Origin of the sequence: Kitasatospora sp. GAS1066B (assembly GCF_041262605.1) — a bacterium.
GTDB lineage: Bacteria > Actinomycetota > Actinomycetes > Streptomycetales > Streptomycetaceae > Kitasatospora.
In genome coordinates this window covers 1-22,866 of the sequence record NZ_JBGCCO010000058.1, presented here as the reverse complement: position 1 = coordinate 22,866, position 22,866 = coordinate 1, and the positions used below count along the sequence as shown (strand labels likewise).

Below are 22,866 nucleotides of genomic sequence, written 5' to 3'. Positions count from 1 at the left end.
TGGCCTTCCAGTCCGCTCCGTTCGCGGCTCGTAAGAAGTCCGCCGACGTGATCCAATGGCTCGGAGCGAACGGAGACGATCATGGACCTGACCATCGAGGGCCCTGACGGGCTGCTGCTGCGCCCCTGGGCGGAGCAGGACGCCGAGCCGCTGCTCGCGGTTGCCGACGATCCCGAGTTCCGCGCCCGGCTGATGAACCTGACGATTCGTCATCGAGCGGACGCGGAGCGCTGGTTGTTGGCGCAGCAGGCGGGGTGGGAGGCCGGTGTGCGGTTCGGGTTCGCGGTACTGGCGGGTGACCGGCTCGCCGGGCAGGTGGTGCTCAAGCACCCCGATCCCGCCTCGACCACGGCCGAGGTCGGCTACTGGACGGCCGCCGCAGCGCGTGGTCAGGGTGTGGCGCCGCGCGCCGTGGAGCTGCTCACCGGTTGGGCGTTCGACGCTCGCGGCCTGCGGCGGCTGGAGCTCTATCACGCCGTCGACAATCCAGCCTCCTGCCGGGTGGCGCAGAAAGCGGGGTACGGGCTGGTGGCCGAACTCCCGCCCCAGGGGAAGTGGCCGACACCGGGGCACCTGCACGTGCGGGAGGGCTGAGACCACGGTGGCCGGGCTCGCGAGCCCGGCCACCGCCGTTCGCCGTGCCGGCCACTACGGCTTCCAGTAGTCCCCGGCCATCACGAGGTACACCAGGGTCTTGATGGTCTCGCCGTAGTACCCGTCACCGAACGGGTTGCTGCCCAGCTGCTTCCAGATCGCGTCGGTCCACGCCTGGTCGCCCGCCGCCATCGCCGCCGGGCCGACCGAGTCGCCGGCCTCCTCGGCCTGGTCGCTGGTGCTGTAGGGGGTGCAGTTGAGCTTGGTGTGCGGGTAGACCTTCTGCGGGTTGCCGCCCGACTCGCCCTTCAGACAGGCGGATTCGAGCTTGGCGGTGCGCAGTGAGACGGCCGCCGTGCTGCCGCCGTAGAGCAGCGCGTCGGTGCCCAGGTGCCAGGGCACCCGGATCGAGTTGTAGCCGACGATGTTGTCCGGCTGGTTCTCCTGGTAGTTGGCGGGCGCTGGCTTCGGGCTGCTGGTGTTGGCGTTGACCACGAAGTCGGAGAGCAGGCCGCCGCTGGGGGAGTACGACTTGGTGAACGAGCCGATCACCGCCTCGGTGCGCTGGACCACCTTGTTCCAGTCGTGCGCGGTGTCGTAGGCCGCGAAGGCGCGCAGGTGGTCGAGCATCATGTCGGACGGGCGGGTGTCGGTGTTCGGACCGTCGTCCTCGCACTTCAAGTGCCCGTCGGGCGCCACGTCGTGGGCGTAGAAGGAGGCCAGCCAGGCCTTGGCGTCCGCGCTGTAACCGCCCCACTGCTGGTCGGCCAGGATCAGGCCGTAGCCGATGTCCAGGTCGCCGTCGGTGGCGGCGTCGGGCGTGCCGCCGCTGTAGTACTTGCAGGTCTTGCCGTCCAACTGCCACTGCATCAGGCCCCACTGGTCCTTGTGGTCCTTGACCAGCTGCCAGAGGCCGTTGAACTCGGTCTGCGCGTTGGGGTCGTAGCCGGCCATCAGCGGCACGATGTTCATGCCGTAGCCCTGGCCCTCGGAGACCGGGCCGTTGTTGCTGGCGTCGCCGTCGCCCTTGGTGGAGACGTAGTACTCGTTGCTCGCGCAACCGTGGTGCAGGTAGCCGGCCTTCCAGGAGTCGTACTGCTTGCGCACGGCGGCGTCGCGGGTGGCCTGCGAGGCCGAGGGCATGACGCCGACCTGGTAGCTGGTGTGGGTGGGGAACGGGTGCGCGGTGCTCGCGGCCCCGGCGGGGGCGGCGCCGGCCAGGCCGAGGCCGAGCGCGGCGGTGGCCAGCGCGGTGGAGGCGGCGAGCAGCGACCGCGCGGGGGCGATCGGGAACTGACGTGCCATCAGGGAACTCCTCGTTGGGGGATGAGAAGCAGATGAGGGAAAGTTAGGAAAGCTTCTTTATCAATCCGGTCCATGTCAATACCCGCGGGTCACTTGACTCACGGTCAACCGGGCCTCGGCGGCTCAGCGCGGTGGCCACCGTGAAAGTCTGGGCAGGTTGGCCGGCGGACGAACCGCCTGGCACGGCGCGGACGGGAGCGGGCATGGCGGAGCATCTGGTGGTCATCGGTGGGGACGCGGCCGGCATGTCCGCCGCCTCGCAGGCCCGGCGGCGGCGCGGCGCCGAGGAGTTGCGGATCACCGCCTTCGAGCGCGGCTCGATCACCTCGTACTCGGCCTGCGGCATCCCGTACTGGGTCGGCGGCGAGGTGGCCCGGGCCGAGCAGCTGATCGCCCGCACGCCCGAGCAGCACCGCGCCCACGGCATCGACCTGCGGCTGCGCACCGAGGTCACCGAACTGGACCCGGCCGGGCGCCGGGTGCGCAGCCGGGACCTGGCGAGCGGCGCCGAGGCGTGGACGGAGTACGACCAGCTGGTCATCGCCACCGGCGCCGAGCCGGTCCGCCCCGCGCTGCCGGGGTTCCACGCCCCGGGAGTGCACACCGTGCACACGATCCCGGAGGGGCAGGCGCTGCTCGACACGCTGGCGGCGCTCGCCCCGAGTGAAGGTGCGGGCGAAGGCGGGAGCGGGGGCGAGGATGCCGAGCGGCGCCGGGCCGTGGTGGTCGGCGGCGGCTACATCGGTGTCGAGATGGCCGAGGCGATGCTGCGGCGCGGCTACCGGGTCACCCTGGTGCACCGCACGCCCGAGCCGATGCCCGGCCTGGACCCCGACCTGGGCGCGCTGGTCCGGCGGACGATGACCGAGCTCGGCATCGAGGTGGTCCCCGGCGCGGCCGCGACCGAGGTGCTGCTGGGCCCGGACGGGCGGCCACGCGCGGTGCGCAGCACGGCCGGCGAGCACCCGGCCGACGTGGTGGTGCTCGGCCTCGGGGTGCGCCCGCGCACCGCGCTGGCCCGTTCCGCGGGCCTGCCGCTCGGCCCGCAGGGCGGCCTGCGCACCGACGACCGGATGCGGGTGCTGGACGCCGACGGCGAGCCGATCCCCGGGCTCTGGGCCGGCGGGGACTGCGTGGAGGTGCGGCACCTGGTCTCCGGGCGGCACCAGCACATCGCGCTGGGCACCCACGCCAACAAGCACGGCCTGGTGATCGGCAGCAACCTCGGCGGCGAGGACGCGAGCTTCCCCGGGGTGGTGGGCACCGCGATCACCGGGATCTGCGAGCTGGAGATCGCCAGGACCGGGTTGAACGAGCGCGAGGCGACGGCGGCCGGCCTGGACTGGACCGCCGTCGTGATCGAGTCGACCGCGCGGGCGGGCTACTACCCGGGCGCGGCGCAGCTGACCGTCAAGCTGCTGGCCGAGCGCGGCAGCGGGCGGCTGCTCGGCCTGCAGATCGTCGGTGGGGCGGGCGCGGCGAAGCGGATCGACATCGCCGCGGTGGCGCTGAGCTGTCGACTGACGGTGCGTGAGCTGATCTTCCAGGACCTGGCCTACGCACCGCCGTTCTCCCCGGTCTGGGACCCGGTCCTGGTGGCCGCGCGGAAGGCGGCCACGCAGATCTGATAGGCGGTGCAGGCGAACTGACTGGACGTCAGTTCGTGTACACCGAGGGGCTGCCGGCCTGGCTGGTGTCCTGCACCGGGCCGTAGGAGGCGGTGAAGTAGCCGGCGGCGAAGCAGGTGGCGGGGCCGCTGCTCTTACTGAAGCTCTGGTTGCTGAAGCTGATGGTCTGCGCGGTGTTGTCGGTGGCGCCCGAGAGGCTGGTGGGGCTGGCCTGGTAGGTGCAGGTGACACTGCCGAGCAGGGTGCGCAGCTTGATCGTGGTCTGGATCGGCCCCGCGGTGCCCGGGCTGAGCGTGACCGGGTTGCCGGTGCCGTCACCGACGTTGTTGGTGTAGGTCAGGTTGTTGACGGTGACGCTGTTGACACCCGTGACACCGGGGATGTTGACGGCGCTGCAGCCGCTGAACGTCTGGCTGTTCAGCGTCTCCACGGCGGTGCCGGGCGCGGCCGGGTTGCTGACCACGGTGGCGCTGAAGGAGGAGGACGAACAGCTCACGCCGGTGCCGCCGGCGGCGGTGGAGTAGAGGGTGGCGGCGGTGCCGCTCTGCAGCGCGGCGGTGAGCACGTCGCCGGTGGCCACCGTGCTGCCGCCCGCGCTGCCGTAGGTCAGCACGCTGGAGGAGGCGGAGGCGGGCATGGCGGTCAGGGCGGCGAGTGCGGCGGCGGCCGTGGCCGCGCCGAGGTAGAGACGCTTTCGCACAGGGTTCCTCGTTTTCTGGTGGGGGAGGACGTGCGCGCGGTGGGGGCGCGCACGGGTCTGGTGGGCGGCGGGTGACCCGGTGGTGGCTGGGTCCTGTCGTCAAACCCCCTTCTGCTCGGCGACGAAGGGGGTTTGACGACAGGACCCAGGGCGCTCAGTGGTGGGCGGCGGCGCTCGGCGGTTGCCCGGCGGAGGCGCCGAGCGAGGCGGTCAGGTCGCTCAGGCTGCTGTCCAGGGCGAGCGAGGTGTCGGTCTGCTGGAAGCTGACCGAGCCCTTGCCTGCGCCGGACGGGATGCCCATCGTCCAGTCGATGATCGGGTCCAGGATGCCGCCGAGCCCGCAGCCGGAGGCGCCGGGCACGCTGAAGGTGTTGTCCACCAGCGTGGCGCCGGTGAACGCGGCGATCAGCGCGTTGTGCCCGTTCGGGTCGTTGTTGACGGCGATGGTGCCCGGGTTGCCGGTCATCGGCTGGGCGGGCGCCGGCGGGTTGGTGGTGCCGGTGGTCGGCTGCAGCATGATCGGCGAGCTGTCGGAGCCGATGTAGCAGTCGTCGCCGAAGAAGGTGTTGGACAGGTGGAGTTTGACCGGCAGCTTGAAGACCGGGTACGACTCGCCGGCCGCCAGCGGGGTGAACTCGGTGACCGGGCCCGCGAGTTCGACCTGGGCGAAGATACTGGTGAGGCCCGGAAGGAAGTTGATGATCCCGGGGATGGCGATCTGGGCCGGCTGGGCGGTCAACAACTGGCCGCCGCTGGGGGCCACCGTCGCGTACTGGTTGGCGGTGCTGCCGTCGGGGAAGGTGACAACCGGGGCGGACTTGTCCCAGTAGACCCCGAACTGCAGCTTGATCGGCGAGGTGAGGGGCACTGTCGTGGACCCGATGGTGAAGCTTCCGGCATTGGTGACCGAGACCACGCAGCCGACCTGGAGGTCGCCGGGGTCGGTCATCGCGGGCGCGCTGACCGGGCAGTCGCCCATGCCGGTGTACGGGCCACCGGGGATGGTGGTCGGGGCAGCCTGGGCGGGCGTGCCGGCGGCCAGCAGCGTGGCGGCCGCGGCGAGCGCGAGCGCGGGCAGAAGTCGCCTGCTGGGAGCAGGAGTTCGAGACTGCGAGGGTCGGGGCGGCACGGTTCGGGGCAAGGTGGGACTCCTCGTGACACGGGCGGGTGAACGGGAGTGCGGGCGTGGCCGGGGCCGGGTGCTGCCGGACCGCTCGGCGCCACGAGCGGTCCGGCGCCCTGGCTCGCCGGAACCGGGAGGGCCGGCCCGGCGGCTGCCACCGCCGGTCACCGATGCCCATGGAGAGCGGGGCCCGCCGGCCGGTCGGGCCGGTCGAGCCCCGGACGGCGCCAGGCGCTGGGGCCTGTCGTCAGCGCCGGATGAATTGAAAACCTGGGAAGGTTCTAAGCCTGCCCCACGCCAGCGTCAAGGGATGGTGCGGAAGTTGCAGATAAATCTTGAATCCGGCGAACTCGGCGGAGTCGCAGGAGACTTCATCCTCCCCGGGACGCGCAGTGGTCGCGATCCGGCCCGCTCGATCCGGCGCGGTCCGAGCCGGCTGCCGGCCGAGGTGGTAGCCGCCACCCAGCGCGAGCGGTTGCTGGACGGGGTGGTCCACACGGTGGCCGCCTACGGCTACGCCCGGGCCCGGGTGAGCGACATCTGCCAGGCCGCCGGGGTCACCAGACCGGTCTTCTACGAGCAGTTCAGCGGCAAGGAGGAGGCCTTCCTGGCCGCGCACCGGCACGGCACGGCCGTGGTGATCCGGCGGATGGAGGAGGCCTTCGCAGCGCGGGCCGACTGGTGCGACGGGGTGCACGCGGCGCTTCGCGTGGTACTGGCGATCCTCGCCGAGGTGCCGGCCTTCGCCACCGTGGCGGTGGTCGAGGTGGACGCGGTGGGGCCGGCCGGACGCCTGGTGCGCGAGCAGCTGCGGGTACGGATGCGACGGTTGTTCGTCGGCTGTCCCAGGCCGCCGGCGGGAGTGTCGGGCGAGCTGCTGGTGGACAGCGTGGTCGGCGGCATCTACGCCGGCATCTACCGGTACATCGCCGCCGGCCGGCACGCCGAACTCCCGGAGCTGCTACCGACCTTGGCGCATTTCGCGTTGGCCGCCTTCCTCGGACCGCAGGAGGCGGCGCGGCGGGTGGCGCAGGCCGAGGCAGCGGGCACGAGTTGGCGTCGACCGCTGCTGCCGTGCGTGCTGGAGGAGGCCGCGGTGCGAACTCTTGACCCTCCGCTTACCCCGAGGTAACTTCCAGTCAGCTGCCACGCTATGGGCACAGATCACCAAATCCCCTGCCAGGGAGGGTAGTTGATCATCCACCCGACTGTCCTGCGTGGGCGCTGTCCGCGCCAGGACAACGTGCCGAAATGATCACAGGTCCCCCACTACCTCCCTGGAGCATTCATGGCCCGGTCCGAAGAAGCCCCCGCAGAACCAGGTACCGCAGAACCAGGTACCGCAGCACCAGGCGTCGCGGCGCCCGCGGCGCGCGGCCGGGTCCGGTTGCGCCGCGCGGCGCTGATGGCGATCCCCGCCTGCGTGGCCGGCGGCGTCCTGATGGCCCTCACCGCACAGGGCGTGCTCGCCGCCCAGTTCTCCATCTCCGGCATGCCTTTCACGGTCACCGCCGACCGGCTGGACGGCACCGGCTTCGAGCAGTTCGGCGGTCTGGACAACATGATCGACAACAGTCCGAACGCCGGGAACACCGGTGGCCAGGTGGTGGTGGCGGTCTCCGCGATCAAGTCCGCCACGCTGACCAACCTCTGCCAGAGCGTCAACCTGGGCGGCACCAACCTGAAGATCACCGCAGGCACCGGCAGCACCCCGGTCACCGCGAGCGGGTTGACCACCGACTCCGACGTGCTGACCGGCGACGCCTTGTTCAGCAACATCCAGATCGGCGGCGACGCCAGCACCTTCACCGAGGCGGGCGTCCAGGGGCCGGCCGGCGTCTTCGGCCAGCAGGCGGACACCGTGACGATCCAGAACCTGCGGCAGAACAACTGGGCCACCACGGCAGCCTCCTTCAAGCTGCCCGGCCTGCACCTGAGTTTCAGCGACACGGGCTGCTGAGCATGGCGGACGCACCGACGGCGGGGGCGGACACGCCCCCGCCGGACCCGGGCGAGCCGGCGGCGAGCGCCGAGCCCGCCGCCGAGACCACCCCCGAACCCACCGCCGAGACCACCCCCGAACCGGCCCCCGCCCCGGACGCGGCGCCACCCCCACCCGTGCCGGCCCGCTCCTTCAAGGCCTGGCGCGGCCGCCGCCCGTTCTGGGGCGGGGTCCTGGTCACCCTCGCGGGCGGCGAGATCCTGCTCACCATGAAGGCCCCGCTCCCGGTGATCCTGCACATCGGTATGCAGGGCATGGCCGGATTCCTGGTCCCGCTGATCCTGCTGCTCTGCGGTCTGCTGCTGCTCTTCAACCCCGCCCAGCGCGTCTTCTACTCGGTGCTGGCCGTGCTGCTCACCCTGGCCACCTGGGTCACCTCCAACCTCGGCGGCTTCCTGCTCGGCCTGCTGCTGGGCCTGATCGGCAGCACCCTGGCCTTCGGCTGGTTGCCCGAGCAGCCGTCCCGGCGGCGCCTCTTCGGCCGCAGCAGGCGTGCCGCCTCGCCCCAGTAGGTCACTCGTGTGAATCGACGGAGAATCCTGCCCGATTCCGGGCAGGATTCTTTATTTTTTCGGACCATCACCCTAGGCTCACTCTCCGTGCCCATCTCACCGCAGCCGACCCAGCCCCTCTTCGCGGACCTGCTCGCGCACCTCACCAGGACCAGCGTGCTGGGCCCGGCGGAGGCGGCCCGGGTGGTGGCCGAGGTGCTCGCGTACTTCTCGGAGACCACGACCGAGTTCGTCCAGCGCCGGCACGGTGAGCTGCAGGCCCGTGGCCTGACCAACGACCAGATCTTCGCCCGGATCACCGAGGAGCTGCCCGCCCGCCGGGTGGCCGCGCCCGAGCTGTCCGCGCGCCAGTTGCGCCGCATCGTCTACGGCTGAGCACGGCTGCGCACGGTTGCCGTCCGTCCCTCCCGTCCCACCACCTCAGGAGCCCGTCCAGCATGTGCGGAATCGTCGCCTACATCGGTCCCAAGGACGCCACCCCCTTCCTGCTCGAAGGCCTGCAACGCCTGGAGTACCGCGGTTACGACTCCGCCGGCGTGGCCGTCACCGGCAAGGGCGGCGGCCTCAAGGTGCGCAAGACCAAGGGTCGGGTGGCCGACCTGGCCGCCACCGTGCCGGCCCGCTTCAAGGGCGGCACCGGCATCGGCCACACCCGCTGGGCCACCCATGGTGAGCCGAGCGATGCCAACGCCCACCCGCACCTGGACAACGCGGGCCGGATCGCCGTCGTGCACAACGGCATCATCGAGAACGCCGACCAGCTGCGCGCCATGCTGACCGCCGACGGCGCGGTCTTCAGCTCGGAGACCGACACCGAGGTGCTGGTCCACCTGATCGCCGCGCACCGCGTCGAGGGCGGCGACCTGGAGGAGGCGGTGCGCGCCGCGCTCGCCCTGGTGGTCGGCACCTACGGCATCGCCGTGGTCGACGCGGAGCAGCCCGACCGGATCGTGGTGGCCCGCAACGGCAGCCCGATCGTGCTCGGGATCGGCGAGAAGGAGATGTTCGTCGCCTCCGACGTCGCCGCGCTGGTCCGCTACACCCGCCAGGTGGTGCACCTGGAGGACGGCGAGCTCGCGGTGATCCGCGCCGAGGGCTTCCGCACCTTCACCGAGGACGCGCTTCCGACGAACCGTCAGCCCTCCACCGTGGACTGGGAGATCGACTCCTACGACACCGCGGGCCACGCGCACTACCTGATCAAGGAGATCCACGAGCAGCCGAGCGCCGTCGAGCGCACGCTGAGCGGCCGGCTCGACGAGCGGTTCGCCACCGCGCACCTGGGCGGCCTCAACATGGACGCCCGCGAGCTGCGCGAGATCCGCCGGGTGAAGATCATCGGCTGCGGATCGGCTTACTACGCCGGGCAGATGGGCGCCCAGCTGATCGAGGAGCTGGCGCGGATCCCGGCCGACAGCGAGCCGGCCTCCGAGTTCCGCTACCGCAATCCGGTGATCGAGGCGGACACCCTCTACGTCGCGGTCAGCCAGTCCGGCGAGACCTACGACACGCTGGCCGCCGTCCAGGAGATCAAGCGCAAGGGCGGCAAGGTGCTCGGCGTGGTCAACACGGTCGGCAGCGCGATCGCCCGCGCCTGCGACGGCGGCATCTACCTGCACGCCGGGCCGGAGATCTCGGTCGCCTCGACCAAGGCCTTCACCTCCACCGTGATCGCCTTCGCGCTGCTCGCCCTGCACTTCGGCCGGATCAACGACCTCTCGCCGGCCGACGGCCGGCGGATCGTCGACGGGCTGAAGGCGCTGCCCGGCCAGATCCGCGAGGTGCTGGAGCAGGAGAAGGAGATCGCCGCGCTGGCCGCCGAGTACGCCGACTGCCAGGGGATGATGTTCATCGGCCGGGTGCGCGGCTACCCGGTGGCCCGCGAGGGCGCGCAGAAGCTCAAGGAGATCAGCTACGTGCACGCCGAGGCCTACCCGGCCAGCGAGCTCAAGCACGGTCCGCTGGCCCTGATCAGCCCCGAACTGCCCACCGTGGCCCTGGTTCCGGACGACGAGCTGCTCGACAAGAACCTCACCACGCTCGGCGAGATCCGGGCCCGGGCCGGCCGGGTGCTGGCCATCGCCCACCGCGCGCCGGACACCAAGCTCGCCAACCACGCCGTGCTGGTGCCGAAGAACGAGCCCGAGCTGGACCCGCTGCTGCTCAACATCCCGCTCCAACTGCTCGCCTACCACGCCGCGGTGGTGCTGAAGCGGGACGTCGACCGGCCGCGCAACCTGGCCAAGTCGGTCACCGTCGAGTAGTCCCGCACGGTCCCGGAAAAAGGGTGGGGCCCCTGCCGTCCGCCGACGGCAGGGGCCCCGGGACGACGGCTCAGGTCAGGTGCACCGAGGCGTCGTCGATCAGGAAGGCGGTCTTGCCGCTGGTCGAGTGCGAGACCAGCTTGATGCCGACCGTCGAGCCGAACTCCTTGGTCACGTACGGCGTGAGGTCGAAGGACTGCTGCTGGTAGCCGCTGGTGGCGTCCAGGTTGGTCCAGGTCTTCACGGTGGCCATGTACTGGCCGCTGTACTGGTCGTAGAGTTCGAGCGAGAGCGTGTCGACGGCGGTGCCGCCGGGGGCCGAGGCGCCCTGGGCCGAGCCGGTGATGTTCAGCCAGAAGGAGAGCGACTCCTTGCTGTAGCCCGGAGTGGTCTCGACCCACTGGGTGATCGAGTCGTCGGTGGCGGTGTTCTGGCCCAGCCAGGCGTAGCTGTTGCCGCTGTGTGCGGCGTGCGCGCTGGACGGCGTGATGATGTTGTAGCCGGACGCGTTCCACACGCCGTGGTCGGAGGTCCCGTTCTCGAAGCCCTGGTCGTTCAGCTGCTCGATCGGCGCGCAGCCCACCTGCGGACCGTTGAAGAAGCCCCAACGGAAGCTCTGACTCTGCGCGTTGCCCTTGTCATCGGAGCCCGAGACGGTGACCGTGTGCCACCCGGTCGCCTTGCTGCTGCCGGTGATCCGGCCGGTGGCCGCGTCGATCTTCAGCCCGGCCGGCAGGCCCTTGGCGCTGTAGCGGATCGGCCGCCCGGCGGAGTCCGAGGCGAGCACCGCGTAGTTCACCGCACTGCCGAGCTGGCTGGTCTGGTCGCACGGCTTGGTCACCAGCAGCGCGGAGTTGCCGAAGGTCGGGTCGTCGCCCATGCAGAGGTGGTCGTAGTTGGACCACATGGTCTGCACCGGGAAGGACCCGGTGGAGAGCGGCAGGTTGAACATCCCGCCGTTCGAACCGTACGGGATCCAGGAGCACTTGTCGCCGATCTCCTGGCCGGTGGCGTCGGTCCAGGCGCCGGAGGGGTTCTGGTCGGTGATGGTCTCGGCGTACTCATGCCCGCCGATGATCCCGTAGCCGTCCAGCCGGCCGCGCGCACCGGAGTTGATCCAGTTGGTGCCGCAGTTCGGGACGTCGGTGAGGTAGGGCATCAGGGTGTAGGCCAGGGTGCCGGCGGACGGGGTGCGCATGAAGGTGTGCCAGGCGCAGTAGCCCAGCTCCTTCCACTTGTCCGAGTCCTCGCCCTTGGGGGTGTTGATGATGTACTGCACGTTGCGGTTCTGGTTCGGGTCGCCGTTGCCGAAGTGCTTGGCGGCGGCCAGTACTTCGGCCGCGATCTGCGGCTCGGTGGCGGCCTGCGGGGACGCGGCGGCGTTGTCCACCCAGACGCCCGCCAGGGTCTGACCCTGCGCCGGCATGCCGACGTGGTTGGCGTTCGCCGGGCACTGGTCACCGCCGGGCGCGATGCCCTCGCAGTACTGGGTCATCACCTTGGACCAGGTGTCGGTGCTGCTGCCCAGGCCCTTGAAGAAGTCCTGCTGGTAGGGGGCGGCACTGTCCGGGTCGCCGGTCAGCGTGGTGTCCCCGGAGCTCGGGTCGGTGCCCGGGGTGCCCCACTGGCTTCCCCAGTAGATCAGGTACACCTTGGGCTGCCCCGTGGTGACGCCGATCGAGTCCTGGCCCCCGCGATAGGTCATCTGCAGGTCGTAGTTGTTGTCCGGGATGTTGATGCCGTTCGGCGTCGCGGTGTCGGGCGTCGCGCTCTTCGCGCCCGCCGCCTTCGCGGCCTGCTGCGCCGCGAAGGTCTTGGCGTTCGGCATCACGTGCGGCCGGGTGGCGCCGAGTTGCACCCAGGTCCCGTTGATCTGCTGCCAACCCTCGCCGGCCGGGTGGGTGTTCGTGGGGGTCGTCGAACTGCTGGTCGGGGTGGCCGAGGTGACGTTCTGTGCGTTCGCGGTGCCGGTGAGTCCGGCGGTGGCGACGCCGAGGGCCAGACCTGCCAGGAGCAGGCGTCGGGCTCGGCCGCCGACCGGAGTGCGGGCTATGGGCACAGGGATTCCTGACTCTCTGTGAGGGAGATGGGGGCGAATCAGTCAGCTGACGGTGCAATGACACATGTCACCCGTCACATGGGTCAAGACCCGCGCAGGGGATTTTGGGAATTCTTGTTCGGTCGTCCTTTGGAAGCCGTTGGATCCTGTGCGAAACGACCGGGCTACTCTGGACACCGGTTGCGGCCGCCCCGAGGTTCGTAGGATGATCTTTGGGCCTCTTGCCTGTTTCTTGTCGTTCTATATCGAAATGGGGTCCCTGATGCGGCGACCACCGTGGGTGCCCGAGGGTATGGATCTTGACCGGCCGGCAGCGGCTCGCGTCTACGACTACTACCTGGGGGGCTCGCACAACTTCGCGGCCGACCGGGAGATGGCGCGCAAGGCGATCACCATGTGGCCCGACCTGCCGCAGATCATGCGGGCGAACCGGGCCTTCCTGCGGCGTTCGGTCACGTTCCTGGCCGAGCGGGGCTTCACCCGTTTCCTGGACATCGGCTCCGGCATCCCGACCTTCGGCGCCGTGCACGAGGTGGCTCGCGAGATCCAGCCGGACAGCCGGGTGGTCTACGTCGACAAGGACCCGGTCGCCGTCGCGCACAGCCGGTTGCTGCTGCAGGACGACCCGCTGAGCACGGTGGTCGACGCGGACCTGACCGATCCCGCCGAGCTGCTCGCCCGCCCCGAGGTGGTGGAACTGCTCGCCGCCGGCGAGCCGGTGGCGCTGCTGCTGGTCGCGGTGCTGCACTTCGTCACCGACGAGCAGGATCCGGAGGGCATCATCCGCACCCTGCGCGAGGCGCTGCCGCCGGGCAGCGCGCTGGCGATCTGCCACGCCTCGATCGAGGGCCGCCCGGACCAGGCCGCCACCCACCAGGACCTGTACAACCGCACGCCCACCCCGTTGACCATGCGCTCGGTCGAGCGGATCACCGGCTTCTTCGACGGCTTCGACCTGGTCGAGCCGGGCGTGGTCTACCTGCCGCAGTGGCGTCCGGACGAGCCCACCGTGGTCGCCGAGCACCCGGAGCGGATGGTCGGGCTGGTCGGCGTGGGGCTCTTGCCGTGACCGCGTCGCAGCCGGCCGGCGAGAGAGACCTCGCCGCGTCCGCCACGGATCCGGACACTCCCGACTCGGATCAGTGGGCCCGGCTGCTGCGCGGCAGCCAGGGTGTGGCGATGCACCCCGGCGCCCTGAACCGCCTGGTCAGCCGCACCGTCGAGCTGCTGCACGATGCCCAGCGGGCAGAGCCGCTGGACGTCGGTGCCGCCGCCGAGGCCGGCGCGCTGCTGGTCGAGTCGCACTTCACCGACTCCGAGCTGCTCTCCCGGGCGATCGGCCTGCTGAGCGCCGGCGACGGGCGCGCCCCGAGCGCCGAGCTGGCCGGTGCCTTCGCGGCCGGCTGGGCATCGGCGCTGCGCGAGCGCACCCTGCAGGAGCAGGAGGCTATCCGGCTGGCCGCCGACACCGCCCGCCGGGACGCCGAGCGGGCGCTGCGCGAGTCCGAGGCCCGGTTCCGCGCCCTCTTCGAGAGCGCCGCGATCGGCATCGGCATCGGCGACGTCGAGGGCAACATCCTGGCGGCCAACAAGGCGCTGCAGCAGATCTTCGGCGCCCGCCCCGAGGACATGCAGGGCCGGCGGGTCAACGACCTGGTCCACCCGGAGGACACCCCCGGGGTCTGGGAGGCCTACGAGGAGCTGGTCAGCGGCAAGCGCGAGCACTTCTCGTTCGACAAGCCGTACTACCGCCAGGACGGCGAGGTGGTCTGGACGCACCTGACCTGCTCGCTGATCCGCGACGACGACGGCACGCCGGTCTACCAGGTGGCGATGCTGGAGGACATCACCGACCGCTACCGCCTGCAGGAACGGCTGCGCCACCAGGCCACCCACGACCCGCTGACCGGCCTGCCCAACCGCTCGGCCTTCTTCGAGCGGCTGGAGGCGATCTTCGAGGACCCCGAGCCCGGCGCCCGCTTCGGCCTCTGCTACGTCGATCTCGACGGCTTCAAGGTGGTCAACGACTCGCTCGGCCACGAGATGGGCGACCAGTTGCTGGCGGCGGTGGCGCTGCGCCTGGAGGCCGCGTTGCGCCCGCTGGGGCACCTGGTGGCGCGGCTGGGCGGCGACGAGTTCGTGGTGCTGCTGGAGGACTGCCGGGGCGAGGCGGAGGCGGTGGCGGCCGCCAAGACGGTGCTGGCGGCGCTCGCCAAGCCGGTGCCGATCGACGGGCACCGGCTGGCCGTCGGCGCCAGCGTCGGCGTGCTGGAGCGGCCGGTGGCGGCGACCACGCCGATGGCCGCCGTGCGGGCCGCCGACCTGACCCTCTACCGGGCCAAGGCGGAGGGCCGCGGCCGCTGGACCCTCTTCGACCCGCAGCGCAACGCCCGCGCGGTGAGCCGCTACGCGGTCTCGGTGCGGATGCCCGTGGCGCTCGATCGCGGCGAGTTCTTCATCGACTACCAGCCGCTCTGCCTGCTGGCCGACGGCTCGCTCGCGGCGGTCGAGGCGCTGGTCCGCTGGCGCCACCCGCAGTTGGGCGTGCTCGGCCCCGACGAGTTCATCGGCACCGCCGAGGAGACCGGCCTGATCATGCCGCTGGGCCGCTGGGTGCTGGAACAGGCCTGCGGCCAGGCCGCCGACTGGGTCGGCGAGTTCGGCGACCGGGCGCCGCAGGTGAACGTCAACCTGGCGGTCCGCCAGGTGCGCAACGCCGGCCTGGTCTCGGACATCGACCGGATCCTGCGGGACACCGGCCTGGCCCCCGAGCGGCTGACCCTGGAGATCACCGAGAGCGCGGTGGTCGGCCCGAAGGACGAGTCGCTGCGCGCCCTGCACTCGCTGGTCGACATGGGCGTCTCGCTCGCCGTGGACGACTTCGGCACCGGCTGGTCCAACCTCGCCTACCTGCGCGATCTGCCGGTCTCCGGCCTGAAGATCGCCGGCTCCTTCGTCAGCGACCTCAAGGACTCCGGTCGCGAGCAGGTGCTGGGCTGGCGCATCGTCAGCGGTCTCGTCTCGCTGGCCCACACCCTGGGCCTGACCGTCACCGCCGAGGGCGTGGAGAACGCCGACCACGCCGACCGCCTGCGCACGATGGGCTGCGACCGCGCCCAGGGCTGGCACTTCGGACGGCCGATGCGGCCGGAGCAGATCGCCGAGCGGATCGTCAAGGTGGGGGAGGAGTAGGGCGGTTGGTCGGGGGGCTCCTGGAGGGAAGCGGGGGCGTCACCGGTTACGCGGACTCTTGACATGTAGTCATGTCCGCGCCAAATTTGCGGGACCAAGCACGGGATCCATCCCCCATGACAAGGAGTCCCGCTGTGAAGAAGTCCCTCCTCGGCGCACTGGCAGCGACGCTGCTGGCGGCCGCGAGCGCCGCCGCCACCCTGGTCGGCGCCGCCCCCGCGCAGGCCGCCCCCGCGCTCCATGCCGCGCCCGCTGCTCACGCCGCCCCCACGGCGCACGCGACCCACGGCGCCCCCGCAGCTCACGCCGCCACCGTCGACTTCTCCGGCACCGTCGCGCTGGACGACTGCTCGGGATCGCTGGTCCGGATGCCGAACTCGCAGCCCGGTGACCCTGCGCTGGTGCTCACCAACGGCCACTGCCTGGAGACCGGCATGCCGAACCCCGGCCAGGTGATCGTGAACCAGCCGTCCAGCCGCAGCTTCACGCTGCTGGACGCGAGCGGCAACGGCATCGGCACCCTCACCGCCTCCCAGGTGGTGTACTCCACGATGACCAACACGGATGTGACGCTGTATCAGCTGCCGAACAGCTACTCCGACATCCAGCAGCAGTACGGGATCAGCCCGTTGACGATATCGCCGGACCACCCGGTGGCCGGCACCTCGATCGAGGTGGTCTCGGGCTACTGGCAGGCCACCTACTCGTGCTCGATCGACGGCTTCGTCTACCAGCTGGACGAGGGCAGTTGGACCTGGAAGGACTCGGTGCGCTACACGCCGCAGTGCCAGACCATCGGCGGGACCTCGGGTTCCCCGGTGATCGACACCAGTACCGGGCTGCTGGTCGCGGTCAACAACACCGGGAACGAGAACGGCGAGCAGTGCACCGTGAACAACCCGTGCGAGGTGGACCAGAACGGCAATGTGACGGTCCATCAGGGGACCAACTACGCCGAGGAGACCTATCTGCTGACCTCCTGCTTCGACCCCGGCAACCAGCTGGACCTCAGCCTGCCGAACTGCACGCTGCCCCAGCCGCAGTAGTTCAACAGGTCGCAGTAGTCCAACAGGTCGCAGCAGGTCATGCCCCGGTGGGGACGCCCTCGTCGGGTCGGACCAGCTTCAGCGGCAGGTGCGAGTTGACCTGGGCGATCCCGGGCAGTCCGCAGAGCACCTCGGTGTGGAAGCGCTCGTAGGCGGCCAGGTCGGCCACGGCGACCCGGAGCAGGTAGTCCGGGTCGCCGAACAGCCGGTGCGCCTCGATGACCTCGGGCAGTGCCGCGACCTGGCGCTCGAACTCGGTGACCGTCGGCTTGTCCTCGCGGGCCATCACCACGGTCACGAAGGCCTGGAAGCCGAGTCCGAGCGCCGCTCCGTCGAGCAGCGCCCGGTAGCCGCGGATCACGCCGTCCTGCTCCAGCTGGCGCACCCGGCGCAGGCAGGGCGAGGGGGTCAGCCCGACGCGTTCTGCCAGCTCGGCGTTGGTGAGGCGGCCGTCCTGCTGAAGCTCGCGCAGGATTCTGCGGTCAATTCGGTCCATGGCGCAATATCCTGCCACAACGGCCGGTGAGGTCGCACGAACTGGCCATCGGCTGCCACGCCTGTTCGGTTAGCGTCGCCGCATCATGAACACCCACCTGCTATTGCTCTTCCTGGGCGTGGACCTGCTGCTGGTCTGCACCCCCGGGCCCGACTGGCTCTACGTGGTCGCCCGCAGCCTCGGCCAGGGGCGCCGCACCGGGCTGACCGCGGTGGCCGGCATCTGCGCCGGCTACGCCGCGCACACCCTGCTCGCCGCCGCCGGGCTGGCCGCGGCGCTGCGCGCGATACCCGCCGCGCTGCCCGCGCTGCGCTACGTCGGCGCCGCCTACCTGGTGCTGATCGCGATCAACCTGCTGCGCTCGGCCCGGCGCGGCACCCCCGCGCTGGCCGCCGCCACCGACCAGCCGACGGCGGCCGTGCTGCGGCAGAGCGTGCTCACCGCACTGCTCAACCCCAAGGGCCTGCTGCTCTACCTCTCGCTGATCCCGCAGTTCATCGCCCCGCACGCCGCGCTGCCGATCGGCCTCCAGGTGGCCGTGCTCGGCGCCCTCAACGTGCTGGCCTGCGCCGGGATCTACGGCGCGGTCGCGCTGCTCGCCGGGCGGGCCGGCGGCTCGCTGGCCAACAGCGAGCGGGGTGCCCGCCGGGTCTCCACCGCCTCGGCGGTGCTGCTGCTGGCGGTGGCGGCGGTGACGGCGAGCGCTTGACGCCGACCTCCGGAAGTACCGCCGGTCCAGTGTGAACTGATGGTCGGTCAGTCCGTTCGCTGGCAGACTCCGGTCCGTGGACACCAGCGCCTACCGGATGCTCGTCGCCAGCGGACACGACTACGTCACCACCGGCTCGATCGCCGACGCGCGGCTGCGCGCCTGGCTGGCGGACGAAGGCGTGGACCTGCTCGCCCCCATGGTCAGGCTGGACGTCGACTCCGAGACCAACCTGCACGGCGCCTACAGCCGCTGGCGGCTGCGCGAGAGCCTGCCCGACGGCCTGCGGCAGACCACGCTGCTGGTGCGCGCCCGGGCCGGTGACGCCGCGCCCTGGGTGCGCCTGGAGGTCGAGCGGCTGCCCGCCACCCCGGGCGCCCATCCGGCGTGGAGCCCGGCGCCCGGGCTCGCCGCCCCGTTGCTCACCGCGCTGCGGGCGCAGGACGGTCCGGTGGCGGTGACCGCCCGACCCACCCCGGTCCACCCCGGCGACCTGCCCCGGGTGCTGGACGAGCTGCGCGACCAGCGCCGCCGGCTGCCCATCGTGGTGCTCGCCGTCCCGCCCGAGCTCGCCGAACCGCTGACCCGTGAGCTGCCCGGGCTCGCCGTCCCGTACCTGCTCACCCGCGAGGCGGAGCCCGCGTTCCACCACGCGCTCCCGCACCATCCGATCCCCGTCGGCGGTGCCCGCACCTATCTGCCCGGCGTCGAGCCGGACCGGCCGGCCGACGCCTTCCGGCACCCGGCGACCCCGGGCCTGCTGCACCAGCGCGAGCACGGCGCCCAGCCGCCAGGGCCTCGCTTACGGATCTTGCCGGGCGCGCGACGCCGGGCATCCCTCCCCCAGCCTTCGGCCGGGGGGACCCCCACGGACGCACCGGCGGATCATCCACGGACGACCCAGTACGAGGACGCTCCGCCGGGCGCCGTGGGGGCACTCCCCGGCCGGAGGCTGGGGGAGCCGCGCGCCCCGCAGCGTCAGCCGCTGGTGTCACAGCCGACAAGATCCGTGAGCGAGGCCCTCGCCCGGCTGCCGCGCCGGCTGGCCGCGCGGGCCCCGCTGCCCGCCGAGCTGGCCACCGTCCCGCCGCTGCGCACCCGGCCCGCCGCCGGCGCCGACCGGTCCGAGGTGGCCCGGCTGCGCGCCGACAACGCCGTGCTGAACGGCCTGCTCGACGAGGCCGCGCACGAGGAGAGTTCGCGGGTGAAGGAGATCGACGAGCTGCGCCTGGAACTGCGCGAGAAGGAGGAGCACGCCTTCGAACTGGCCGTGGAGCTGGCCGAGCGGGCCGATCGGCTGCGCGGCGCCGAGGCCAGGCTGCGCGAGCTGGAGAGCCACCTGGCAATCCTCGGTGCCACTGCGGGGTCGGCGCCGATCCCACCGCGCGGCCCGCATCACGGCGGTCCGGCCGGTTTCGAGACGCTGCTGGAGCGCTTCGCCGAGCTGTCCGAGCTGCGCTTCACCGGCAGCCGTCGGGTCACCCTGGAACTGGACGCCCAGGCGCTCGGCGTGGATTGGGCGGCCACCGCCTGGGACGCGCTGCTCGCGCTGCAGGACTACGCGCGGGCCAAGCGGTCCGGCGGGTACGTGCGCGACTTCCTGCACTGGTGCCGTGAGACGCCGCCGGGCGGCCACCGCTTCCCACCGGGCAAGGTGGTGCGGGACGAGTCGCCGCAGACGGCGGGCCGCAAGGCCTGGCGGCTGCAACGGACCTTTCCGGTGCCGGAGTCGGTGGACCCCAGTGGCGCCGTCTTCATGGGCGCCCACCTGCGGATCGGCGCGGGCAACGCCAAGGCGCCGCGACTGCACTTCCACGACGCCTGCGCGCACGGCGGCCCGATCTACGTCGGCTACCTGGGTCCGCACCTGAACAACACGCTGAGCACCGGAATCTGACGCTGCGTCAGGCAGAGCTGCCGAGCATCCGCAGCACCAGCTCGCCGTACCGCGCACCGAGTTGCTCGGGGCTCTCGCTGCTGCGCTCGTTGTACCAGCGGGCCACGTCGATGCCCAGCGAGGTGACCGCGCGGGCGGTGGTGCGGGTCTCGGCGACGGTGAAGACGCCGGCCGCCGCGCCCTCCTCGATCAGCCGCATCACCGCGTCCTCGATCCGCCGGCGCAGCTCGGCGACCACCGCGAAGTCCTCCTCCGGTAGCGCGCGCAGCTCGTAGTTGACGATCCGGCCGACCGTGTGGCCGCGCGCGTGCCAGGCGGTGAACTGCTCGACCAGCCGGCGCATCCGGGCCACCGGGTCGCCGGGTGCGGCGGCGGCCTCCTCGACCAGCGCGAGGGTGGCCGCGTGCCCGTTGCGGCTGATCTCGGCGAGCAGCGCGGCCTTCGAGGGGTAGTGGATGTAGAGCGCGGCCGGGCTCATCCCGGCGGCGGTGGCGATGTCCCGGGTGGTGGTGGCATGGAAGCCGCGGGAGGCGAACGAGTCGACGGCCGCGAGCAGCAGGCGACGCGCGGCCTCGGGGCGCTCCCCGGGCCACAGGTCGGCGAGGTGCTGCTCGGTGGTCATGGTCGTCATCCTCGCATGGGTGGTGGAGCGCTTCGCGGGTGCGGACGGTCGGCTCCGGACGGTTGACAGTGTGCCCCGTGGCCAAGATGCTAAGCAAGCGCTTAGTTACCGAGAAGTAGAGGACGCCATGACGCTTTCGTTCAAGGGACAGGTGGCGCTGGTCACCGGCGCGAGCCGGGGCATCGGCCTGGGCATCGCCCGTGAGCTGGTGGACCGTGGGGCCCGGGTCTGCATCACCGCCCGCAACCCCGAGCCGCTCGCCGAGGCCGTGCGTGACCTGGGCGGCGAGGACCACGCCATCGCCGTGGCCGGCAAGGCCGACGACCCCGCGCACCAGCAGGCCGCCGTGGAGCAGGTGATGGCGACCTTCGGGCGCCTCGACCTGCTGGTCAACAACACCGGGATCAACCCGATCTTCGGCCCGGTGCTGGACGCCGACCCGCTGGCCGCCGCCAAGATCTTCGCCGTCAACGTGCTGGCCCCGCTCGCCTGGACCAAGCTCGCCCACCAGGCCTGGATGGGCGAGCACGGCGGCGCGGTGGTCAACGTCTCCTCGATCGCGGGCCTGCGCACCTCGCCGGGCATCGGCATGTACGGGGTCAGCAAGGCCGCGCTCTCCCGGCTCACCATGGAGCTGGCCGGCGAGCTGGGCCCGAACGTCCGGGTGAACGCGGTGGCACCCGCCGTGGTCAAGACCAAGTTCGCCGAGGCGCTCTACGAGGGCCGCGAGGAGGAGGCGGCCAGGCCGTATCCGCTGAAGCGGCTGGGGGTGCCGCAGGACGTCGCGGGGGCGGTGGCCTTCCTGCTCTCCGACGCGGCGGGCTGGATCACCGGGCAGACCCTGGTGCTGGACGGCGGCGTGACGCTGGGCGGCGGCCTGTGACCAGGGTGGTGGTGACCGGCGCCGGGCGCGGGATCGGCGCCGCGCTGGCCGAGGCCTTCGTGGCGGGCGGTGCGGCGGTGGTGGTCAACGACCTGGACGCCGACGCGGCCGCCGAGACGGCCGCTCGGCTCGGCGCGGTGGCCGTGCCCGGCGATGCGGCCAGCCGCGAGGGCGTCGCGGCGCTGATCGAGGCCGCCCGCGCGGAGCTGGGCGGCATCGACGTGTACTGCGCGAACGCCGGGGTGGCGCCGGGCGGCGGCGCGGAGGCGCCCGAGGCGCTGTGGAGCGCCGCCTGGGAGGTCAACGTGATGGCCCACGTGCGCGCGGCCGAGCTGCTGCTGCCCGAGTGGCTGGAGCGCGGCGAGGGCCGGTTCATCGCCACCGTCTCGGCGGCCGGGCTGCTCACCATGCTCGGCTCGGCGCCGTACTCGGTCAGCAAGCACGCGGCGCTCTCCTTCGCCGAGTGGCTCTCCGCCACCTACCGCCACCGGGGCGTCAAGGTGCACGCGCTCTGCCCGCAGGGCGTGCGGACCCAGATCCTCCAGGCCGCGGGCGAGGTGGGCGAGGCGCTGATGGGCGCGACCGCCCTGGAGCCCGAGGCGGTGGCCGAGGAGGTGCTGCGGGCGATCGAGGCCGAGCGCTTCCTGATCCTGCCGCACCCCGAGGTGGCCGGCTACTACGCGCACCGCGCGGCCGACCCGGACGGCTGGCTGGCGGCGATGAACCACCTACAGGTCAAGATCGTGGAGGGACGCTCATGAAGGCTTGGCAGGTAGGTGAGTTGGGGCTGCCGCGCGAGGTGATGCGGCTGGTCGAGGACGCGCGGGTGCCGGTCGCGGGCGAGGGCCAGCTGCTGGTCAAGGTCCGCGCGGTGGCGGTCAACTTCCCGGACGCGCTGATGTGCCTGGGGATGTACCAGGTAAAGCCGCCGCTGCCGTTCACCCCCGGCGTCGAGCTGTGCGGTGAACTCCCCAGTGGCGAAAGGGTGATCGGCAACCCGGTGGCAGGCGGCGGGGCGTTCGCCGAGTACGCGCTGCTGGATGCCCGGGCGCTCTTCCCGGCCCCGCCGGCGCTGGATGACGCCGAGGCGGCCGCGCTGCACATCGGCTACCAGACCGCCTGGTTCGCCCTGCACCGCCGGGCCGCCCTGCGCGCGGGGGAGACCCTGCTGGTGCACGCGGCGGCGGGCGGTGTGGGCAGTGCGGCCGTGCAACTCGGCAAGGCGGCCGGCGCCACCGTGATCGGCGTCGTCGGCGGTCCGCACAAGGCCGAGGTGGCCCGGCAGTTGGGCTGTGACGTGGTCGTCGACCGCAAGAGCGAGGACTTCGTGGCAGCCGTCAAGGAGGCCACCGGCGGCCGTGGCGCGGACGTGGTCTTCGACCCGGTGGGCGGCGACGCCTACACCGGATCGACCAAGTGCATCGCCTTCGAGGGCCGGATCGTGGTGGTGGGCTTCACCAGCGGCACCATCCCGGCCCCGCCGCTGGGCCACGCGCTGGTGAAGAACTACTCGGTCCTGGGCCTGCACTGGGGCCTCTACAACACCAAGGACCCGGCCGCCGTGCGGGCCGCACACGACGAGCTGACCAAGCTGGCCGAGCAGGGCGTGGTGCGCCCGCTGGTGAGCGAGCGGCTGGCGTTCGAGCAGGCGGCGGACGGCGTGCAGCGGGTGCTGGAGGGCCAGACCACCGGACGCGTGGTGATCGAGCTCTGACATAGTGGTGGCCCCCCGGGGGGGGGGGGCCCGGGGGGGGCCCGGCGGGGGGGGGGGGGGGGGGGGGCCCGCGGGGCCCCCGCGGGCCGGGGGCGCCCCGGGGGGGCCGGGCCCCCCGGG

21 protein-coding genes are annotated in these 22,866 nt (G+C 72.0%); 15 read left to right on the top strand and 6 right to left on the bottom strand.

Annotated elements, in window-relative coordinates; genetic code table 11:
* The first annotated feature begins 81 nt into the window (after nucleotides 1-81).
* On the top strand, nucleotides 82-594 hold the full coding sequence (locus tag ABH937_RS36645) for a GNAT family N-acetyltransferase (protein WP_280687279.1): 513 nt from the start codon (nucleotides 82-84) through the stop codon (nucleotides 592-594).
* Nucleotides 595-648: 54 nt separating this feature from the next.
* On the opposite strand, the gene ABH937_RS36640 is transcribed toward ABH937_RS36645, so the two are convergent.
* Entirely contained in the window at nucleotides 649-1,899 is a 1,251-nt protein-coding gene (locus ABH937_RS36640; protein WP_280687280.1) for a glycosyl hydrolase family 8, read from the bottom strand.
* A gap of 203 nt (nucleotides 1,900-2,102) precedes the next feature.
* On the opposite strand from ABH937_RS36640, the gene ABH937_RS36635 reads away from it, so the two are divergent.
* On the top strand, nucleotides 2,103-3,527 hold the full coding sequence (locus ABH937_RS36635) for an FAD-dependent oxidoreductase (RefSeq protein ID WP_370220733.1): 1,425 nt from the start codon (nucleotides 2,103-2,105) through the stop codon (nucleotides 3,525-3,527).
* A 28-nt stretch (nucleotides 3,528-3,555) separates the two neighbouring features.
* Here the strand turns inward: ABH937_RS36635 and ABH937_RS36630 are convergent, their stop codons facing one another.
* Together ABH937_RS36630 and ABH937_RS36625 are read right to left on the bottom strand one after the other, a co-directional pair.
* The gene (locus tag ABH937_RS36630; RefSeq protein WP_280687282.1) at nucleotides 3,556-4,227 is read right to left on the bottom strand and encodes a Tat pathway signal sequence domain protein; all 672 of its coding nucleotides are present in this window, start codon (nucleotides 4,225-4,227) and stop codon (nucleotides 3,556-3,558) included.
* A gap of 154 nt (nucleotides 4,228-4,381) precedes the next feature.
* Nucleotides 4,382-5,368 (bottom strand): hypothetical protein, encoded by a 987-nt coding sequence (locus ABH937_RS36625; protein ID WP_370220732.1) that lies wholly within the window; start codon nucleotides 5,366-5,368, stop codon nucleotides 4,382-4,384.
* 304 nt (nucleotides 5,369-5,672) lie between these two features.
* On the opposite strand from ABH937_RS36625, the gene ABH937_RS36620 reads away from it, so the two are divergent.
* The 5 genes from ABH937_RS36620 (at nucleotide 5,673) to glmS (ending at nucleotide 10,128) form a co-directional block, all read left to right on the top strand.
* Nucleotides 5,673-6,482: a TetR/AcrR family transcriptional regulator gene (locus tag ABH937_RS36620; protein ID WP_370220731.1), complete on the top strand. Its 810-nt coding sequence runs from the start codon at nucleotides 5,673-5,675 to the stop codon at nucleotides 6,480-6,482.
* A 156-nt stretch (nucleotides 6,483-6,638) separates the two neighbouring features.
* Nucleotides 6,639-7,310, top strand: coding sequence for a DUF6230 family protein (locus ABH937_RS36615; RefSeq protein ID WP_280687285.1), 672 nt, complete (start codon nucleotides 6,639-6,641; stop codon nucleotides 7,308-7,310).
* 2 nt (nucleotides 7,311-7,312) lie between these two features.
* The gene (locus ABH937_RS36610) at nucleotides 7,313-7,864 is read left to right on the top strand and encodes a DUF6114 domain-containing protein (RefSeq protein WP_370220730.1); all 552 of its coding nucleotides are present in this window, start codon (nucleotides 7,313-7,315) and stop codon (nucleotides 7,862-7,864) included.
* A gap of 87 nt (nucleotides 7,865-7,951) precedes the next feature.
* On the top strand, nucleotides 7,952-8,239 hold the full coding sequence (locus tag ABH937_RS36605) for a hypothetical protein (RefSeq protein WP_370146849.1): 288 nt from the start codon (nucleotides 7,952-7,954) through the stop codon (nucleotides 8,237-8,239).
* Between the two features lie 62 nt (nucleotides 8,240-8,301).
* Entirely contained in the window at nucleotides 8,302-10,128 is a 1,827-nt protein-coding gene (gene glmS, locus ABH937_RS36600; protein WP_370220729.1) for a glutamine--fructose-6-phosphate transaminase (isomerizing), read from the top strand.
* Between the two features lie 70 nt (nucleotides 10,129-10,198).
* Here the strand turns inward: glmS and ABH937_RS36595 are convergent, their stop codons facing one another.
* Nucleotides 10,199-12,187 carry an Ig domain-containing protein gene (locus ABH937_RS36595; RefSeq protein WP_370220727.1) on the bottom strand — a complete coding sequence of 663 codons (1,989 nt, stop codon included), beginning with the start codon at nucleotides 12,185-12,187 and terminating at the stop codon, nucleotides 10,199-10,201.
* A gap of 262 nt (nucleotides 12,188-12,449) precedes the next feature.
* Here ABH937_RS36595 and ABH937_RS36590 point away from each other — a divergent pair, with 262 nt between their 5' ends.
* The 3 genes from ABH937_RS36590 to ABH937_RS36580 all read left to right on the top strand — a co-directional run bounded on the left by ABH937_RS36590 (nucleotide 12,450) and on the right by ABH937_RS36580 (nucleotide 16,425).
* Nucleotides 12,450-13,256: an SAM-dependent methyltransferase gene (locus ABH937_RS36590; protein ID WP_370146847.1), complete on the top strand. Its 807-nt coding sequence runs from the start codon at nucleotides 12,450-12,452 to the stop codon at nucleotides 13,254-13,256.
* Entirely contained in the window at nucleotides 13,253-15,379 is a 2,127-nt protein-coding gene (locus tag ABH937_RS36585) for a bifunctional diguanylate cyclase/phosphodiesterase (protein WP_280687289.1), read from the top strand. Before ABH937_RS36590 ends, ABH937_RS36585 begins: the two co-directional genes overlap by 4 nt.
* A gap of 134 nt (nucleotides 15,380-15,513) precedes the next feature.
* Entirely contained in the window at nucleotides 15,514-16,425 is a 912-nt protein-coding gene (locus ABH937_RS36580) for a serine protease (protein ID WP_370220726.1), read from the top strand.
* A 37-nt stretch (nucleotides 16,426-16,462) separates the two neighbouring features.
* On the opposite strand, the gene ABH937_RS36575 is transcribed toward ABH937_RS36580, so the two are convergent.
* Nucleotides 16,463-16,921 (bottom strand): Lrp/AsnC family transcriptional regulator, encoded by a 459-nt coding sequence (locus ABH937_RS36575; RefSeq protein ID WP_280687291.1) that lies wholly within the window; start codon nucleotides 16,919-16,921, stop codon nucleotides 16,463-16,465.
* 85 nt (nucleotides 16,922-17,006) lie between these two features.
* On the opposite strand from ABH937_RS36575, the gene ABH937_RS36570 reads away from it, so the two are divergent.
* The gene (locus tag ABH937_RS36570) at nucleotides 17,007-17,630 is read left to right on the top strand and encodes a LysE family translocator (protein ID WP_280687292.1); all 624 of its coding nucleotides are present in this window, start codon (nucleotides 17,007-17,009) and stop codon (nucleotides 17,628-17,630) included.
* 76 nt (nucleotides 17,631-17,706) lie between these two features.
* A complete protein-coding gene (locus ABH937_RS36565; RefSeq protein WP_370220725.1) occupies nucleotides 17,707-19,527 on the top strand; it encodes a hypothetical protein in 1,821 nt (606 codons plus the stop codon).
* Nucleotides 19,528-19,534: 7 nt separating this feature from the next.
* Here the strand turns inward: ABH937_RS36565 and ABH937_RS36560 are convergent, their stop codons facing one another.
* Nucleotides 19,535-20,158, bottom strand: a complete 624-nt coding sequence (locus tag ABH937_RS36560) for a TetR/AcrR family transcriptional regulator (RefSeq protein WP_370220723.1) — start codon at nucleotides 20,156-20,158, stop codon at nucleotides 19,535-19,537.
* Between the two features lie 118 nt (nucleotides 20,159-20,276).
* Here ABH937_RS36560 and ABH937_RS36555 point away from each other — a divergent pair, with 118 nt between their 5' ends.
* The 3 genes from ABH937_RS36555 to ABH937_RS36545 are packed head-to-tail and all read left to right on the top strand — an operon-like array spanning nucleotide 20,277 to nucleotide 22,746.
* On the top strand, nucleotides 20,277-21,032 hold the full coding sequence (locus ABH937_RS36555; RefSeq protein WP_280687295.1) for an SDR family oxidoreductase: 756 nt from the start codon (nucleotides 20,277-20,279) through the stop codon (nucleotides 21,030-21,032).
* Nucleotides 21,029-21,793, top strand: a complete 765-nt coding sequence (locus ABH937_RS36550) for an SDR family oxidoreductase (protein ID WP_370220722.1) — start codon at nucleotides 21,029-21,031, stop codon at nucleotides 21,791-21,793. The genes ABH937_RS36555 and ABH937_RS36550 overlap by 4 nt, the downstream gene beginning before the upstream one ends.
* Complete coding sequence (locus tag ABH937_RS36545) at nucleotides 21,790-22,746, top strand: NADPH:quinone oxidoreductase family protein (RefSeq protein ID WP_370220721.1); 957 nt, start codon at nucleotides 21,790-21,792, stop codon at nucleotides 22,744-22,746. The genes ABH937_RS36550 and ABH937_RS36545 overlap by 4 nt, the downstream gene beginning before the upstream one ends.
* Nucleotides 22,747-22,866: the final 120 nt, after the last annotated feature.